At 64.0% G+C, this 16146-nt stretch carries 15 protein-coding genes; 5 read left to right on the top strand and 10 right to left on the bottom strand.

All coding sequences use genetic code 11. The annotated features are described in order from the left end of the window. Position 1 precedes the first annotated feature (1 nt). The gene (locus CXQ80_RS02630; protein WP_101316213.1) at positions 2 to 397 is read left to right on the top strand and encodes a type IV pilin protein; all 396 of its coding nucleotides are present in this window, start codon (positions 2 to 4) and stop codon (positions 395 to 397) included. A 37-nt stretch (positions 398 to 434) separates the two neighbouring features. After that, positions 435 to 1532, top strand: a complete 1098-nt coding sequence (gene thiO, locus CXQ80_RS02635) for a glycine oxidase ThiO (RefSeq protein WP_101316215.1) — start codon at positions 435 to 437, stop codon at positions 1530 to 1532. Positions 1533 to 1566: 34 nt separating this feature from the next. Here thiO and CXQ80_RS02640 read toward each other — a convergent pair whose 3' ends face one another. The 10 genes from CXQ80_RS02640 to CXQ80_RS02685 form a co-directional block, all read right to left on the bottom strand. Next, positions 1567 to 2976, bottom strand: a complete 1410-nt coding sequence (locus tag CXQ80_RS02640; RefSeq protein WP_101316217.1) for an amidase — start codon at positions 2974 to 2976, stop codon at positions 1567 to 1569. A 1-nt stretch (position 2977) separates the two neighbouring features. Beyond that, complete coding sequence (locus CXQ80_RS02645) at positions 2978 to 4261, bottom strand: Zn-dependent hydrolase (RefSeq protein WP_101316219.1); 1284 nt, start codon at positions 4259 to 4261, stop codon at positions 2978 to 2980. A 12-nt stretch (positions 4262 to 4273) separates the two neighbouring features. After that, positions 4274 to 4969, bottom strand: a complete 696-nt coding sequence (locus CXQ80_RS02650) for an ABC transporter ATP-binding protein (protein ID WP_101316221.1) — start codon at positions 4967 to 4969, stop codon at positions 4274 to 4276. Continuing rightward, entirely contained in the window at positions 4969 to 5721 is a 753-nt protein-coding gene (locus CXQ80_RS02655) for an ABC transporter ATP-binding protein (protein ID WP_101316223.1), read from the bottom strand. The genes CXQ80_RS02650 and CXQ80_RS02655 overlap by 1 nt, the downstream gene beginning before the upstream one ends. After that, positions 5721 to 6728 (bottom strand): branched-chain amino acid ABC transporter permease, encoded by a 1008-nt coding sequence (locus CXQ80_RS02660; protein ID WP_101316225.1) that lies wholly within the window; start codon positions 6726 to 6728, stop codon positions 5721 to 5723. The genes CXQ80_RS02655 and CXQ80_RS02660 overlap by 1 nt, the downstream gene beginning before the upstream one ends. 2 nt (positions 6729 to 6730) lie before the next feature. Then, entirely contained in the window at positions 6731 to 7591 is an 861-nt protein-coding gene (locus tag CXQ80_RS02665; protein ID WP_101316227.1) for a branched-chain amino acid ABC transporter permease, read from the bottom strand. Between the two features lie 60 nt (positions 7592 to 7651). Then, positions 7652 to 8854 carry an ABC transporter substrate-binding protein gene (locus tag CXQ80_RS02670; RefSeq protein WP_101316229.1) on the bottom strand — a complete coding sequence of 401 codons (1203 nt, stop codon included), beginning with the start codon at positions 8852 to 8854 and terminating at the stop codon, positions 7652 to 7654. Between the two features lie 90 nt (positions 8855 to 8944). Beyond that, complete coding sequence (locus CXQ80_RS02675) at positions 8945 to 9709, bottom strand: FadR/GntR family transcriptional regulator (RefSeq protein ID WP_101316231.1); 765 nt, start codon at positions 9707 to 9709, stop codon at positions 8945 to 8947. Between the two features lie 191 nt (positions 9710 to 9900). Then, positions 9901 to 10125: a PP0621 family protein gene (locus CXQ80_RS02680; RefSeq protein ID WP_101316233.1), complete on the bottom strand. Its 225-nt coding sequence runs from the start codon at positions 10123 to 10125 to the stop codon at positions 9901 to 9903. Between the two features lie 246 nt (positions 10126 to 10371). Then, on the bottom strand, positions 10372 to 11391 hold the full coding sequence (locus tag CXQ80_RS02685; RefSeq protein WP_101316235.1) for an outer membrane protein assembly factor BamD: 1020 nt from the start codon (positions 11389 to 11391) through the stop codon (positions 10372 to 10374). Positions 11392 to 11539: 148 nt separating this feature from the next. Between CXQ80_RS02685 and rluD the strand changes: the two genes are divergently transcribed. From rluD to clpB, 3 genes are all read left to right on the top strand, one after another. Beyond that, on the top strand, positions 11540 to 12502 hold the full coding sequence (gene rluD, locus CXQ80_RS02690) for a 23S rRNA pseudouridine(1911/1915/1917) synthase RluD (RefSeq protein WP_101316237.1): 963 nt from the start codon (positions 11540 to 11542) through the stop codon (positions 12500 to 12502). Then, complete coding sequence (pgeF, locus tag CXQ80_RS02695; protein ID WP_101316239.1) at positions 12499 to 13242, top strand: peptidoglycan editing factor PgeF; 744 nt, start codon at positions 12499 to 12501, stop codon at positions 13240 to 13242. The genes rluD and pgeF overlap by 4 nt, the downstream gene beginning before the upstream one ends. A gap of 296 nt (positions 13243 to 13538) precedes the next feature. Continuing rightward, on the top strand, positions 13539 to 16103 hold the full coding sequence (gene clpB / locus CXQ80_RS02700; protein ID WP_101316241.1) for an ATP-dependent chaperone ClpB: 2565 nt from the start codon (positions 13539 to 13541) through the stop codon (positions 16101 to 16103). Positions 16104 to 16146: the final 43 nt, after the last annotated feature.

The following is a 16146-nucleotide window of genomic DNA, read 5'->3' on the forward strand; positions in this document are numbered from 1 at the left end:
TATGCAGCAAGGCCTGAGCCTGATCGAGTTGTTGATTGTCGTCGCCGTCAGCGGCATTCTGGCAGCCATTGCCTACCCCGCTTACAACGAACAATTGCGCCGCGCCGCCCGCAGCGAAGTGGTCGGCCTGCTGCACGACGCTGCGTTGCGTCTGGAGCGCCACCATGCGCGCAGCGGCCAGTACAGCGACACTGACCAGCATCAATTGAGCTTGCCCGCCGACAGCCGCTATTACCGCCTGCAGTTGCAACGCGATGACGCCAGCTTCCGCCTGCAGGCGCAGCGCTTGCCGACCGGTTTGATGGCGCAGGACCAGTGCGCTGACTATCAGCTCGATCAGGCGGGTGTGCGTAGCAACCCGGGCAGCCAGGACGCTGCGGGTTGCTGGAGCGGTTGACGGGGTAGCTCGGTTTTTTCAGGTATTGGATCGACAGATGAACAAGCAAGTAGTGGTTGTCGGCGGTGGCGTGATCGGCCTGCTGACTGCGCTCAACCTGGCAGCAAAGGTCGAGCGGGTGGTGGTGTGTGATCAAGGCGAAGTCGGCCGCGAGTCGTCGTGGGCCGGTGGCGGCATCGTCTCGCCGCTGTATCCGTGGCGCTACAGCCCGGCAGTCACGGCGTTGGCGCATTGGTCACAGGCGTTTTATCCACAGCTGGGCGAGCGCCTGTTCGCCAGCACCGGCGTCGACCCCGAGGTGCACGTCACCGGCCTGTACTGGCTGGACCTTGAGGACGAAGCCGAGGCGCTGGCGTGGGCGGTGCGTGAGCAGCGGCCATTGACGGCTGTGGATATCTCGGCGGCATATGACGCCGTGCCGGGCCTCGGCGCCGGCTTCACGCGGGCGATCTACATGGCTGGAGTGGCCAATGTGCGTAATCCACGGCTGGTTAAGTCGTTGAAAGCAGCGCTGGCGGCTCTGCCCAATGTCACTCTGCGCGAGCACTGCCAGATCAGCGGCTTTGCCCAGCAAGACGGGCGTATCAGCGGTGTGCACACGGCCGATGGGCTGCTCGAAGCCGATGACGTGGTGCTCAGCGCGGGCGCCTGGAGTGGTGACCTGTTGGCCACGCTGGGCCTGACCTTGCCGGTCGAACCGGTCAAGGGCCAGATGATCCTCTACAAGTGCGCCGAAGACTTTTTGCCGAGCATGGTTCTGGCCAAGGGCCGCTACGCGATCCCGCGGCGCGACGGGCATATCCTCATCGGCAGTACGCTGGAGCATGCCGGCTACGACAAGACCCCGACCGAGCAGGCACTGGAGAGTCTCAAGGCCTCCGCCGTTGAGCTGTTGCCCGGGCTTGCCGACGCCACGCCGGTGGCGCACTGGGCCGGTCTGCGTCCAGGCTCACCCGAGGGTGTGCCGTATATCGGCCCGGTGCCGGGGCATGCCGGGCTGTGGCTGAACTGCGGGCATTACCGCAACGGCCTGGTGCTGGCGCCGGCTTCGTGCCAGCTGTTTGTAGATTTGCTGACGGGCGTTGAGCCGATCATTGATCCCACCCCATATGCCCCGGCCGGGCGGCTGGCTTGAGATTTTGGGGCTGCAAAGCAGCCCCCGGCGCCCCTCAGCCGATAACCGGTGCCTGCAGATGGCGAGTCGGGTAATGCTGCTCGTACGCCTTGCACACCCGCAGCACCTGCTCATCGGCGAAGCGCCCGGCCACCACCTGCAGTCCCACCGGCAGCCCTTCGCGGGTGAAGCCACACGGCACCGAGGCCGCCGGTTGCTGGGTCAGGTTGAACGGGTAGCTGAACGGCGTCCATTCCATCCACTGCTCCAGCCCAGAGCCCGGCGGCACATTGTGCCCGGCGGCAAACGCCACCAGCGGCATCATTGGCGACACCAGCACGTCGTAGCGCTGATGGAAGGCGTTCATCCGCGCCACCAGCTCAGCCCGTGCTTCCAGCGCTGCGGTGTACTGCTCGAGACTGATGGCCGCGCCTTGCTCGGCAATCCAGCGCAGGCCCGGATCGAGCAGCTCGCGCTGGGCTGACGTCAACTGGCTGGCCAGCCGCGCCGCGCCGGCGAACCACAGGGTATTGAAGGTTGCCAGCGGGTCGGCAAAACCTGGGTCGACTTCTTCGACCTGCGCCCCTAATCGCGCCAGGCGCTGCACTGCCTGAGCGGTCAGAGCGTGAATCTGCGGGTCGACGCTGACGTAACCGAAGTCGGCGCTGTAGCCGATGCGCAGCCCGCTCAAGTCCTGCTCTGCGGCCAGCCAGGGTCGCTGGCGCGGTGCTCCGGCGAGACCGTCGCGCGGATCGGGGCGAGCCACACAGTCGAGCATCAGCACAGCATCGTCGACCGTGCGCGTCATCGGCCCCAGGTGCGAGAGGATGGTCATGGCACTGGCCGGCCACTGCGGCACATAACCAAAGGTAGGTTTGATGCCGAAGGTGCCAGTGAACGCGCAGGGGATGCGGATCGAGCCGCCGGCATCGCTGCCCTGGTGCAACACGCCGAGATTGAGCGCCGCTGCCGCCGCCGCACCGCCCGATGAGCCGCCGGCAGTCAGGCGCGTATCCCACGGGTTGCGCGTGATGCCATACAGCGGGTTGTCGGTGACGCCCTTCCAGCCGAACTCAGGCGTGGTGGTCTTGCCCAGCAGCACCGCGCCGGCTTCGCGCATGAACCCGCTGAACGGTGCGTCGACGTCCCACGGCCCAGCTGCCGAAGACGTCAGCGAGCCCTTGCGGGTGGGCATGCCACGGGTCAGGGTCAGGTCCTTGATCGAGGTCGGCAGCCCATCCAGGCGGCCACAGGGCTCGCCGCGCTGCCAGCGCTGCTCGCTGGCGCGGGCGGCGGCGCGGGCGCCTTCGGCATCGACATGGCAGTAGGCGTTGACGGCCGGGTTGTGCCGGTCGATGCGGGTCAGCACGTCATCGATCACCTCGAGCGGAGACAGCTGGCGCCGTTGATACAGGTCGAGCAGCTCGACGGCGGTGAACTCGCCGATAGCAGTTTTGCCGGTCATCTCAATGGGCTCCCTGATTGGCGGCCTGGACCATTGCCCGCAGCAGCACATCACAGCCATCGGCCAGGTCCTGCGGCGCGGCGTTTTCGATTTCGTTGTGGCTGATGCCGCCTTCGCACGGCACGAAGATCATCCCCGCCGGGCCCAGCTCGGCGACGAAGATCGCATCGTGGCCAGCGCCGCTGACGATATCCAGATGGCTCAGGCCCAGCGCGACTGCGCCCTGGCGCACAGCGTCGACACACTGCTCGGCAAAATACAGCGGCGGGAAGTCAGCGGTTGGCGTCAGCTCGAAGCTCAGGCCATGCTTGGCCGTGGTGGCTTCGATCACCGCGCGCACCTCGGCGACCATCGCATCGAGCTGCTGCGGGTCGAGGTGACGCAGGTCGATGGTCATGTGCACCTGGCCGGGGATCACGTTGCGCGAGCCAGGATGCAGGCTCAGGCAGCCGACCGTGCCGCAGGCATGCGGTTGATGGGCATGGGCGATGCGGTTGACCGCGCTGACTACATCGGCGGCGCCGACCAGTGCATCCTTGCGCAGGTGCATCGGCGTAGGCCCGGCGTGGGCTTCGACGCCGGTCAACACCAGGTCGAACCACTTTTGCCCGAGGCAACCCTGCACCACGCCAATGGTGGTGCGCTGGTCTTCCAGCACCGGGCCTTGTTCGATATGCGCCTCGAAGTAGGCGCCGACCGCATGGCCGGTGGGCACACGCGGGCCGGCGTAGCCGATGCGCGTAAGCTCGGCGCCGACTGACAGGCCTTGCTCGTCGCGCTTGGCCAGGGTCTCGTCGAGGTCGAACTTGCCGGCAAATACCCCGGAACCCATCATGCATGGCGGGAAGCGCGAGCCTTCTTCGTTGGTCCACACCACCACTTCCAGCGGTGCTTCGGTTTGCAGGCCGAGGTCGTTGAGGGTGCGGATCACCTCCAGCCCGGCCATCACCCCGTAGCAACCGTCGAACTTGCCGCCGGTGGGCTGGGTGTCGATATGGCTGCCGGTCATCACTGGCGCCAGGTCCGGATTGCGCCCCGGACGGCGGGCGAAGATATTGCCGATGGCATCGACACTGACGCTGCAGCCCGCCTCGGTGCACCATTGCACGAACAGGTCGCGCGCCTGGCGGTCGAGGTCGGTCAGAGCCAGCCGGCACACGCCGCCCTTGGCGGTGGCACCGAGGCGGGCGAGGTCCATCAGCGACTGCCAGAGGCGCTCGCGGCTGATCAAGGCGCCCTGGCCTAGTGTTGCTTGCGCTGGATCGATAGGGTTTTGGCTGTTCATGGTCGGTCTCCTTCAGGCGCTCAAGGCCAGGTAGCGGTTCTTGATGCTCGGGTCGGCGCGGAACTGCTCGGCGCTGCCCTGATAGGCCACGCGGCCTTGTTCCAGCACGTAGTGACGGTCGGCGAGGGCGTCGCAGACCTTGAGGTTCTGCTCGACCAGCAGGATCGACAGGCCTTCGTCCTTGATCCGCCGCAGGATCTTCACCAGTTCGTCGACGATTACCGGGGCCAGGCCTTCAGTCGGCTCGTCGAGGATCAGCAGCTTGGGCCCATTGAGCAGCGCGCGGGCAATCGCCAGCATCTGCTGCTCGCCCCCGGACAGGGCAAAGCCGCTGTTGCGGCGACGTTCCTTGAGCCGCGGGAACATCGCGTAAACGTCCTCCAGCTGCCAGCGGCTGTGCTTGCGCGCGGCGATCTTGAGGTTCTCTTCGACGTCCAGCTGGCGGAAGATGCCGCGGTGCTCCGGCACCAGCGCGATGCCTTGGCGGGCGATGTCAAAGATCTCGCGACCGACCAGCGGCTGGCCGTTGAAGTGAATCTGGCCTTGGCGCGGGCGGACGATGCCGAGAATGCTGCGCAGGGTGGTGGTTTTGCCGGCGCCGTTACGCCCGAGCAGAGTCACCAGCTCGCCGGCCTCGACCTTGAGTGAAACGCCCTCGAGCACATGGCTCTTGTCGTAGTAGGAATGGATCGATTCGACGCTGAGCATCAGGCGGCCTCTCCAAGGTAGGCGGTACGCACGCGTTCGTCGTTGCGCACCTGATCCGGGGTGCCTTCGACCAGGATCTGGCCGTGGCTCATGACGGTAATGCGTTGGCTGATCGACATGACGATGCTCATGTTGTGTTCGATCAGCAGCACGGTGTGGTCGCGGCCCAGGTCGCAGATCAGGTCGGTCATCACCGGGATGTCATCGATGCCCATGCCCGAGGTGGGCTCGTCGAGCATCAGCAAGGTGGGCTTGGCGCAGATCGACATGCCGACTTCCAGCACCCGCTGCTGGCCGTGCGACAGCTCGCCAGCGAGGGTCTCGGCGCGGCCGTTGAGCTTGAGCCGTTCGAGCACCTGGTCAGCGGTGTCCCAATGGCTGCGCTTGTGCTCGACGCTGCGCCAGAAGTTGAGCGCGCCAAGGCCATCGCGGCCCTGCGCGGCCAGGCGCAGGTTCTCGCGCACGCTTAGGTTCTGGAACAGGCTGGTGAGCTGGAACGAGCGCGCCATGCCCAGAGCGACGCGGCCGTGAGACGGTTTGCGGACGATGTCCTGGCCGTTGAGGAGGATCTTGCCGGCGGTGGCCTGGCGCTCACCGGTGAGGCAGTGGAACAGGCTGGTCTTGCCGGCGCCGTTGGGCCCGATCACGGTGTGGATGGTGCCGGCACGGACTTTCAGGTCGACGCCATCGACGGCATGGAACGGCCCGTAGGCCAGTTGCAGGTTGTGTGTTTCGAGGAGGAATTCGCTCATTACAGCTGCTCCTTGGTTTTGCCATCGACGGCAGGCGAAGGGCGCAGGCGCTTGGCCAGATCAGCCAGGCCACCCCACAGCCCACCGCGCATGAACACCACCACCAGAATCAGGATCACCCCCAGCAGCATCAGCCAGCGCGGCCACAGCTCCGACAGCACGTCCCCGAGCAGCACGATCGCGCCGGCGCCGAGCAACGAGCCGAACAGCGAGCCGGTGCCGCCGACGATGGTCATGATCAGGATGTTTTCACTCATCATCAGGTCGATGTTCGACAGCGGGGCAAAGTGCAGCAGCATCGCGTACAACGCCCCGGCGATACCGGTGATGGCGCCAGACAACATGAACACCAGGATCTTGAAGTGGCGAATGTCATAGCCGATGGCCGCAGCGCGGGTTTCGTTTTCGCGGATTGCCAGCAGGGTGCTGCCGAACGGTGAGCGGATCACCCGCAGGGCGCCGGCAAAGATCAGCAGGAACAGCACCGCGACAAACGCGTAGAAGTGGCGCGGGTCGGCAAGGTCGAGCAACACATGCCCGGCAACCGTGATGTTCGGCCGTGGCACGTCGAGCAGGCCGTTGTCGCCGCCGGTCCAGCCGCTCAGGGTGTAGGCCAGAAAGTACGCCATCTGGCTGAAGGCCAGGGTCAGCATGACGAAGTAGATGCCCTTGCGCCGAATCGCCAGCGCACCGACCAGCAAGGCCAGCAGCGCGCCGAACAGCGCCGCGCCAACCAGAGCGCCGAGCATGCCCCATTGCAGGTGAATCATCAGCAGCGCCGCGCCGTAGGCACCGGCACCAAAGAAGATGCCCTGGCCGAACGAGAGCAGGCCGGTGTAGCCCAGCAGCAGGTTGCAGGCCAGCGCGGCCAGGCCAAAGATCAGGATCTCGGTGGCGAGGGTGGTCGACGGCAGGATCAGCGGCAAGCCGATCAGGGTCACGAGCAGCAACAGCAGCAGCGCCGGGCCATGCCCTTTGGCCACGGCCAGTGGATTTTTCTCAGTCATGTTCATGCTCTCCCGAACAGGCCGTAGGGACGAACCAGGATCACCGCCGCCATCGCGCCGTAGATCATCAGGCTGGCGCCTTGCGGCCAGAGGCTGCTCATCATGCTTTGCACCACCCCGACCAGCAGGCCGCCAACCAGCGCACCGCCAAACGAGCCCATGCCGCCGATCACCACCACGACGAAGGCGATGCCGAGAATCTCCGGGCCCACGAACGGCTGAGCCCCGCGCAGTGGCGCAAACAGCACCCCGGCCACGCCCGCCAGGCCCACGCCAAGGGCAAAGGTCAGCGAGAACAGGCGGAAGATGTTGGTGCCCAGCAGCGACACCGTCTCGGTGCTTTCACTGCCGGCTCGCACCAGGGCGCCGAAGCGGGTGCGCTCCAGCAGCAGCCACAGGCCAAGGCCGATCAAGGCGGCGAAGCCGATCAGGAACAGGCGGTAATAGGGGTAGATGAAGTCGCCGATGATCAGCACCCCGCGCAGCTCCGGCGGCACCGCGATATGCTTGCCGACCGGGCCCCAGATCAGCACCGAGGCTTCCTGGATGATCAGCGCGATACCAAGGGTGACGAGAATCTGGAAGGTGTGCGGCAAGTGGTAGATGCGCTTGATCAGCACCCGCTCAACCACCCAGGCCAGCGCGGCTACCGCCAGCGGCGCGATCAGCAGCGCCAGCCAGAAGTTGCCGGTCAGCGCCACGGCGGTGTAGCACAGGTAGGCACCCAGCAGAAAAAACGCACCGTGGGCGAAGTTGACGAAGTTGAGCAAGCCGAAAATGATTGTCAGGCCCACGGCAATGAGGAAGTAGATCATCCCCAGGCCAAGGCCGTTGAGCAGCTGGAACAGGTACAAATCGAGCATGAACGTGCCCTCTGCAGCGCGCCGCGCGCCTGCAATTTTGTCGAGTGGGAAGGCGTGGCGTCAGGCCAGGGCGCAACCGGTTTGAGAGACCTCGATGAACGAACGGCCGGCGTGCAGCACTTCGGCCAGATCATCGTCATCTCGCATCTGTGCTTGAGGTTTGCCGCGCAGCAGGTAGTAGTCCTTGAGCACCTGATGGTCACCCGGGCGGATCAGCTCGTCGCCGGTCGGGCCCTGGAAACTCATGCCCTGCAGGGCTTTGGACACTGCGGCGCCGTCGAGGCTGTTGGCCTTGATGATGGCTTCGAGCATGACCCGAGTGCCGATGTAGTCGGCCGCCAGCGGGTAATTGGGGTTGATGCCGTAGGCCTTGCGCGTGGCCGCGACCAGCTCGCGGTTGAGCGGGGTGTCAACCTGATGCCAATACTGCGCGCCGAGGTACACGCCTTCCAGTACATCGCTGCCCAGCTCCTGGAATTGATCGAGCCCGGCCGACCACACCAGCAGCACTTTCATCCGATCCTTGATGCCGAAGTTGACCGCCTGGCGCAGGGCATTGGATGACTGGCTGCCGAAGTTGAGCAGCACCAGTACGTCCGGCTTGGCGGCAATGGCGTTGGTCAGGTAGCCGGAGAACTCCTGCTCCTGCAGTGAGTGGTAGCTATTGCCGATGTGCTCGATGCCGTGTTCGCTGAAGACCTTGCGTGCGTTGTCCAGCAGGGCATCGCCAAACACGTACTGCGGGGTGATGGTGTACCAGCGCTTGGCCTCGGGCAGCAGCTTGATCAGCGGCACCAGGGTTTCGCGAATGGCGCCGTAGGTCGGCACCGACCAGCGAAAGGTAGAACTGTTGCAGTCCTTGCCGGTGATCTCGTCGGCGCCGACCGGGGTCATGAACACGCCGCCGGCCTTGTTGATTTCCTTCGACACCGCCAGCGCCGAGGACGACAGCGTGCAGCCTTGAAAGAACCGCGCTCCGTCCTGGCCGATGGCTTCCTGGACCTTGCGTACCGCCTTGCCGGCGTTGCCCTCGGTATCGATGACCTTGTACTTGAGCGGCTGGCCGAGCAGCTGCGGGTGTTCGGCAATCGCCAGGCGCGAGCCCATGTCGGCATATTTACCGTAACTGGCAAACGGCCCGGACATCGACTTGAGGCCATAGAAGGTCAACGGTTGCTCGGCGAACACCCGCGACGCTCCCAACGGGAGGCTGCCGAGGGCGCCGAGGGCAAGGCCTGCTTTGAGCAGGGTACGTCTTTGCATGAGTAACTCCTTGTTTGTGGTTATTAGGCAGGAGTGGCAATGACAAAGCGGGTACGGCCGGGCCTGTGTGCAGGCCTCTGTCCAGGCGAATCAGTGGTTGTGGCTGAACTCCAGGAGGAAATTGCGGGCGACTTCGCCTTCCAGCGCAGTCATGTGGTGTTCGGCGTCGCACATGTGCTCGTGCATCAAGCGGCGCACGGCGGCTTCATCGTTGGCGCGCAGGGCGTCGAGCAGCTGCTTGTGGTAGTCGATGTTGGCCGCGGCGAACTGCTGGCGCTTGGGCAGGTAGGCTTTTTTCAGCACCACCAGGTCGCGCAGCAGGTCGTTGAGAAACACCGCCATGAAGCTCAGCAGCGGGTTGGCGCAGCGACCGGCCAGCAGGGTATGAAACTCAAGCTCGGCCAAACGCTGCTCGCGCTGGCCTTCTTCGCTGTCTTCCGGGGTGCTGCAGAAATCGATGTTGGCTTGCAGCGCGGCGTAGTCGGCCTCGCTGAGGCGGCCCATCACTGAAACCGCCAGCTCGACCTCGATGACTTTGCGCAGTTGGTACACCTGCTCGCCATCCAGGTGCTGAAAATGCAGGTAGTTGCGCAGCGCACGGCTGGCCGGTTCGGTGCCGACTTCATTGAGGTAGGCGCCGCCGCTCGGGCCGGTGCGGGTGCTGACCAGGCCCTCGACCTCGAGCGCCTTGAGCGCCTCGCGGGCGGTGCCCTTGGAACATTCGAAGTGCTCCATCAGCTCGCGCTCGGTTGGCAGACGGTCACCGGGGTGCAGCGCCTCGGTGACGATCGAGCGCTTGACCGACTCGACGATCATGTCCGACAGCTTCTGACGTTTGCGCTTGGGTTTGAGCATGCGGGCTATTTTTCATATTTATGCGGATAAATAGGATTTAGCGAATTTGCCGCCGGTGGGTCAAGAGTTGAGGCGGGGAGGGGGTCGTAAATGGAGCGGATGGGTCGGCTACGGGTATGTGTGTTCAGCGGGCGGGCATGAAAAAGCCGCTGTAACCGGGTTACAGCGGCTTCGCCGGAGCAGACCGTTGATCAGTCTTTCGGGCCTTGCTCCAGATGGGCTGGGCTGCAGTACCACTGATTGCCACGGTGCAGCGCCCGGTCATTGGGCAGGTGCACGCCGCAGTGCGCGCAGCGCACCATGGTCAGCGGGTCATCCAGGCGCTGCGCGGGGCGCGCCTGCTGGCTGAGCTTGAATTTGCGCCACAGCCAGAACGCGGCGGCGATCAGGGCGATCCAGAAAAGTAGGCGAACCATGGTGTCCAGCTTGGTCGAGAAGAAGAGCCGACAGTCTAGGACGCGGGCAATAAAAAAGGGAGGCCTTGGGCTTCCCTTTCTTTTTTGTTTTTCCGACATAGTGCTTGCTGTGTGTAGGAGCGGCCTTGTGTCGCGAAAGGCCTGCGCAGCGGGCCCAGCAATTCTGCGGCGCTGCGTAGATCGTGGGGCCGCTGCGCAGCCCTTTCGCGACACAAGGCCGCTCCTACAAGGGCAGCCTGTATCAAATCAATCAAACAGACCGAAGGTCGCGTAGCTGAACCACGAACGGCTCTCTTCGGCTTCTTTCGGACCGGCCGGCAGAATCGGATCACCGTCTTCATCTTTAGGCAGCAAGTCTTGCGGAATCTCCGAACGGGCATCCTTGAACTGGCGAACCACGTCCTGATTGGCGCGGGTCTCACCTGGCGGCAGCGGCGTGTCGGTCTCGATCAGGCCCAGGGTCGCCTTGGACAGCCACGAACGCTGATCACCATCAGCTTGCTTGGGCTCGAAGCTGCCGTCGACCAGGCTTGGGTGATCTGGGTAGTTGAGCTTGAGGGTTTCCAGGCTGGTATTGGCCAGCTCGTCCAGGTGCAGATGCTGGTAAGCCTCGACCATCACCGCCAGGCCGTCACCGACCGATGGGGTTTCCTGGAAGTTCTCGACCACGTAACGGCCACGGTTGGCCGCAGCGACATAGGCCTGGCGGCTCATGTAGTAGTCAGCAACGTGGATTTCGTAGGCGGCCAGCAGGTTGCGCAGGTAGATCATGCGCTGCTTGGCGTCAGGCGCGTAGCGGCTGTTGGGGAAGCGGCTGGTCAGCTGGGCGAACTCGTTATAGGAGTCGCGGGCAGCGCCCGGGTCACGCTTGGTCATGTCCAGCGGCAGGAAGCGCGCCAGCAGGCCACGGTCCTGGTCGAACGAAGTCAGGCCCTTGAGGTAGTAGGCGTAGTCGACGTTCGGGTGCTGCGGGTGCAGCCGGATGAAGCGCTCGGCAGCCGACTTGGCAGCCTCTGGCTCGGTGTTCTTGTAGTTGGCGTAGATCAGCTCGAGCTGGGCCTGGTCGGCGTAACGGCCGAACGGGTAGCGCGATTCCAGGGCCTTGAGCTTGTTGACGGCACTGGTGTAGCTCTTGTTGTCCAGGTCGGCCTGCGCCTGCTGGTACAACTCGGCTTCGCTGAGGTTCTCGTCAATCACTTCCTTGTTCGAGGAACAGGCAGCGGTAAGCCCGAGGAGGGCGATCAGCAGCAGGTGTTTCACTTGCATGGCGGCTTGCGTCCTTTGACGGCCGCTGTCTTGGGCGGTGCCGTCCTGTTATGATGAGCGCCCCCGGGTTGACCCCAGGGCAAAAGAAGCCGTATTTAACCACAAGCGCGCAGTTGAAACCAAAGGCTGTGCGCCAGCCGAATCGAGCATGTCCGAGATCATCCAACTTAGCGAAGAGGTCCCGTCCGAAATGGGCGGCCAGCGCCTCGACCAGATCGCCGCCCAACTGTTCGGCGAGTACTCGCGTTCGCGCCTGACCACCTGGATCAAGGACGGCCGTCTGACGGTCGACGGTCAAGTCGTGCGTCCACGCGATCCGGTCTATGGCGGTGCCAAGCTGGTCCTTGAGGCCGAGCAGGAAGCCCAGGGCGAGTGGATCGCCCAGGACATCCCGTTGAACATCGTCTACGAAGACGAGCAGATCCTGGTGATCAACAAGCCTGCCGGGCTGGTTGTCCACCCGGCTGCCGGGCATGCCGATGGCACCCTGCTCAATGCCTTGCTGCACCACGTGCCAGACATCGTCAACGTGCCGCGTGCGGGCATTGTCCACCGCCTGGACAAAGACACTACCGGCCTGATGGTGGTGGCCAAGACCCTGCAGGCGCAGACCAAGCTGGTCGAGCAGATGCAGAGCCGCAGTGTCAGCCGCATCTACGAGTGCATCGTGATTGGCGTGGTCACCTCCGGTGCCACCATCAACGCCCCGATCGGCCGCCACGGTGGCTCGCGTCAGCGCATGGCGGTGACCGAGACCGGCAAGCCTGCCGTCAGTCACTACCGCGTGCTCACCCGCTTCCGTTCGCACACCCATGTGCGGGTCAAGCTGGAGACCGGCCGTACGCACCAGATCCGCGTGCACATGGCCCACGTCGGCTATCCGCTGATTGGTGATCAGACCTACGGCGGTCGCTTCCGCATCCCGCCTGCGGCCGAGCCGGAAATGGTCACTGCGCTGAAGACCTTCCCGCGTCAGGCCCTGCACGCACGCTTCCTCGCCCTCGATCACCCGCTCACGGGTGAGCGGATGCAATGGAAGTCGGCCCTGCCGGAAGACTTCGTCGGCTTGCTGGAGCTGCTCCAGGAAGACCGCGACAGCTTTATCGGATGAACGGTCTGACGCAGTTGCTGCGCCCTGATTGGCCAGCCCCGGCCACGGTGCGCGCCTGCGTCACCACCCGTGCGGGTGGCATCAGCCTGCCGCCGTACGACAGCTTCAACCTCGGCGATCATGTCGGCGACGACCCGGCTGCCGTCAGCGAAAACCGCCGACGCCTCAGTGAGCAATTCGACATTCATCCCGCCTGGCTCAAGCAAGTCCACGGCGTGGTGGTGGCTGACGCTGACCCGGCGCAGGTGATGGAAGCCGATGCGAGCTGGACCGACCAGGCGCACATTGCCTGTACGGTGATGACCGCCGACTGCCTGCCAGTGTTGTTCTGCGATCGCGCCGGTACCCGCGTTGCCGCAGCCCATGCCGGCTGGCGCGGGCTGGCGGGCGGCGTGCTCGAGGCTACCCTTGAGCGCCTGGCAGTGCCGGCCGATCAGGTGCTGGTCTGGCTCGGCCCGGCCATTGGCCCGAGCGCATTCGAAGTAGGCGAAGAAGTCCGTGACGCCTTCACTGCCGAGCACCCGCAAGCCGCCGAGGCATTCGTGCCGGGTGAGCGTCCGGGCAAACTGCTGGCCGACATCTACCAGCTGGCACGCATCCGCCTCGCGGCGCGCGGCGTCACAGCTGTTTACGGTGGTGGCCTGTGCACGGTCAGCGACCCACGCTTCTATTCCTATCGGCGCACCCCGCAGGGTGGGCGCTTCGCTTCGCTGGTTTGGCTCGATCCGCTCTGCGTCTGATTTGAGAGCGCCGGGGCTGCGTTGCAGCCCTTTCGCGACACAAGGCCGCCCCTACAGGGGACCGCGTTCTACCTGTAGGAGCGGCCTGGTGTCGCGAAAGGGGCGCAAAGCGCCCCAGCATTGCCAGCTCCTCATGCAGTCATCGTTCTTGTAGGACATTCCCGTAACTGATCTCGATCAACCCCGCTAAGCTTGAAACTCCCAGAATAAGCCTTATCTATTAGTCATCTCTGGCAGGTTTTCTTCATCAGGTGTGTCCATCGCTCCGGCCTGCCCTTATTTAGGAAGGTATCCCCATGCGAATAGACCGATTAACCAGCAAACTGCAATTAGCGTTATCTGACTCGCAATCCCTGGCGGTGGGCATGGACCACCCGGCCATCGAGCCGCTGCACCTGCTGCAAGCACTGATCGACCAGCAAGGTGGTTCGATCAAGCCGCTGTTGATGCAGGTCGGCTTTGACGTCAACAGCCTGCGCAAGGCGTTGAGCAAAGAGCTCGACCAGCTGCCGAAAATCCAGAACCCGACCGGCGACGTCAACATGTCGCAGGACCTGGCGCGCATGCTCAACCAGGCCGACCGTCTGGCCCAGCAGAAGGGTGACCAGTTCATCTCCAGCGAACTGGTGCTGCTGGCGGCCATGGACGAGAACAGCAAGGTCGGCAAGCTGCTGCTCGGCCAGGGCGTGAGCAAGAAGGCCCTGGAAAACGCCATCAATAACCTGCGTGGCGGTGCGGCCGTCAACGACGCCAACGTCGAAGAGTCGCGTCAGGCCTTGGACAAGTACACCGTCGACCTGACCAAGCGTGCCGAAGAAGGCAAGCTTGACCCGGTGATCGGCCGTGACGACGAAATCCGCCGCACCGTGCAGGTATTGCAACGCCGGACCAAGAACAACCCGGTGCTGATCGGCGAGCCTGGCGTGGGTAAAACCGCCATCGCCGAAGGCCTGGCCCAGCGCATCATCAATGGCGAAGTGCCGGACGGCCTTAAAGGCAAGCGCCTGCTCGCCCTGGATATGGGTGCGCTGATCGCTGGCGCCAAGTACCGCGGCGAATTCGAAGAGCGCCTCAAAGGCCTGCTCAACGAGCTGTCCAAGCAGGAAGGGCAGATCATTCTGTTCATCGACGAGCTGCACACCATGGTTGGCGCCGGTAAAGGCGAGGGCGCCATGGACGCCGGTAACATGCTTAAACCGGCACTGGCCCGTGGCGAGCTGCACTGTGTTGGCGCCACTACGCTCAACGAGTACCGCCAGTTCATCGAGAAGGACGCGGCGCTCGAGCGACGCTTCCAGAAGGTGCTGGTCGAGGAGCCAAGCGAGGAAGACACCATCGCCATCCTGCGCGGCCTGAAAGAGCGCTATGAAGTGCACCACAAGGTGGCCATCACCGACGGTGCGATCATTGCCGCGGCCAAGCTCAGCCACCGCTACATCACCGATCGCCAGCTGCCGGACAAGGCCATCGACCTGATCGACGAAGCGGCCAGCCGCATCCGTATGGAGATCGACTCCAAGCCTGAAGTGCTCGACCGTCTCGACCGTCGTCTGATTCAGCTCAAGGTCGAATCCCAGGCGCTGAAAAAAGAAGAAGACGAGGCGGCGAAAAAACGCCTCGAGAAACTTCACGAAGAAATCCAGCGGCTGGAGCGCGAGTACTCCGACCTGGAAGAGATCTGGCAGTCGGAAAAAGCCGAAGTACAGGGCTCGGCGCAGATCCAGCAAAAAATCGAGCAAGCCCGTCAGGAGCTTGAAGCTGCGCGCCGCAAAGGCGACCTGAGCCGCATGGCCGAGCTGCAGTACGGGGTGATCCCGGACCTGGAGCGCAGCCTGCAGATGGTCGACCAGCACGGCAAGAGCGAGAACCAGCTGCTGCGCAACAAGGTCACCGAGGAAGAGATCGCCGAAGTGGTCTCGAAGTGGACCGGCATCCCGGTGTCGAAAATGCTCGAAGGCGAGCGTGACAAGTTGCTGAAAATGGAAGCGCTGCTGCACCAGCGCGTGATTGGCCAGCACGAGGCCGTGACCGCCGTGGCCAACGCCGTGCGCCGTTCGCGGGCCGGGCTGTCTGACCCGAACCGGCCAAGTGGTTCGTTCATGTTCCTTGGCCCGACCGGGGTAGGTAAAACCGAACTGTGCAAAGCCTTGGCCGAGTTCCTGTTCGACACCGAAGAGGCCATGGTGCGTATCGATATGTCCGAGTTCATGGAGAAACATTCCGTGGCTCGCCTGATCGGTGCTCCACCAGGCTATGTAGGTTACGAAGAGGGCGGGTACCTGACCGAAGCCGTGCGCCGCAAGCCGTACACCGTATTGCTGCTGGACGAGGTCGAGAAGGCCCACCCGGATGTATTCAACGTGCTGCTGCAAGTGCTTGAAGACGGTCGCCTGACCGACAGCCATGGCCGTACGGTGGACTTCCGCAACACGGTCATCGTGATGACCTCCAACCTCGGCTCGGCACAGATCCAGGAGTTGGTCGGCGACCGTGAGGCGCAGCGTGCGGCGGTAATGGACGCGGTGGGTAACCACTTCCGGCCGGAGTTCATCAACCGGATCGACGAGGTGGTGGTGTTCGAGCCGCTGGGCCGTGAGCAGATCGCCGGTATCACCGAGATCCAGCTGGGCCGCCTGCGCAGCCGTCTGGCCGAGCGCGAGCTGTCGCTGGAACTGAGCCCGGAGGCGATCGACAAGCTGATCGCGATTGGCTACGACCCGGTGTATGGCGCACGTCCACTGAAGCGCGCGATCCAGCGCTGGATCGAAAACCCGCTGGCGCAGTTGATCCTGGCAGGGCAGTTCATGCCGGGGACGACGATTACCGCCAAGGTCGAAGGCGAAGAAATAGTCTTCGAATAAAAAATAATCTTGAGCCCCGCACGTGCGGGGCTTTTTTTTGAAA

The organism is Pseudomonas sp. 02C 26 (genome assembly GCF_002843585.1).
GTDB classification, from domain to species: Bacteria; Pseudomonadota; Gammaproteobacteria; order Pseudomonadales; family Pseudomonadaceae; genus Aquipseudomonas; species Aquipseudomonas shirazensis.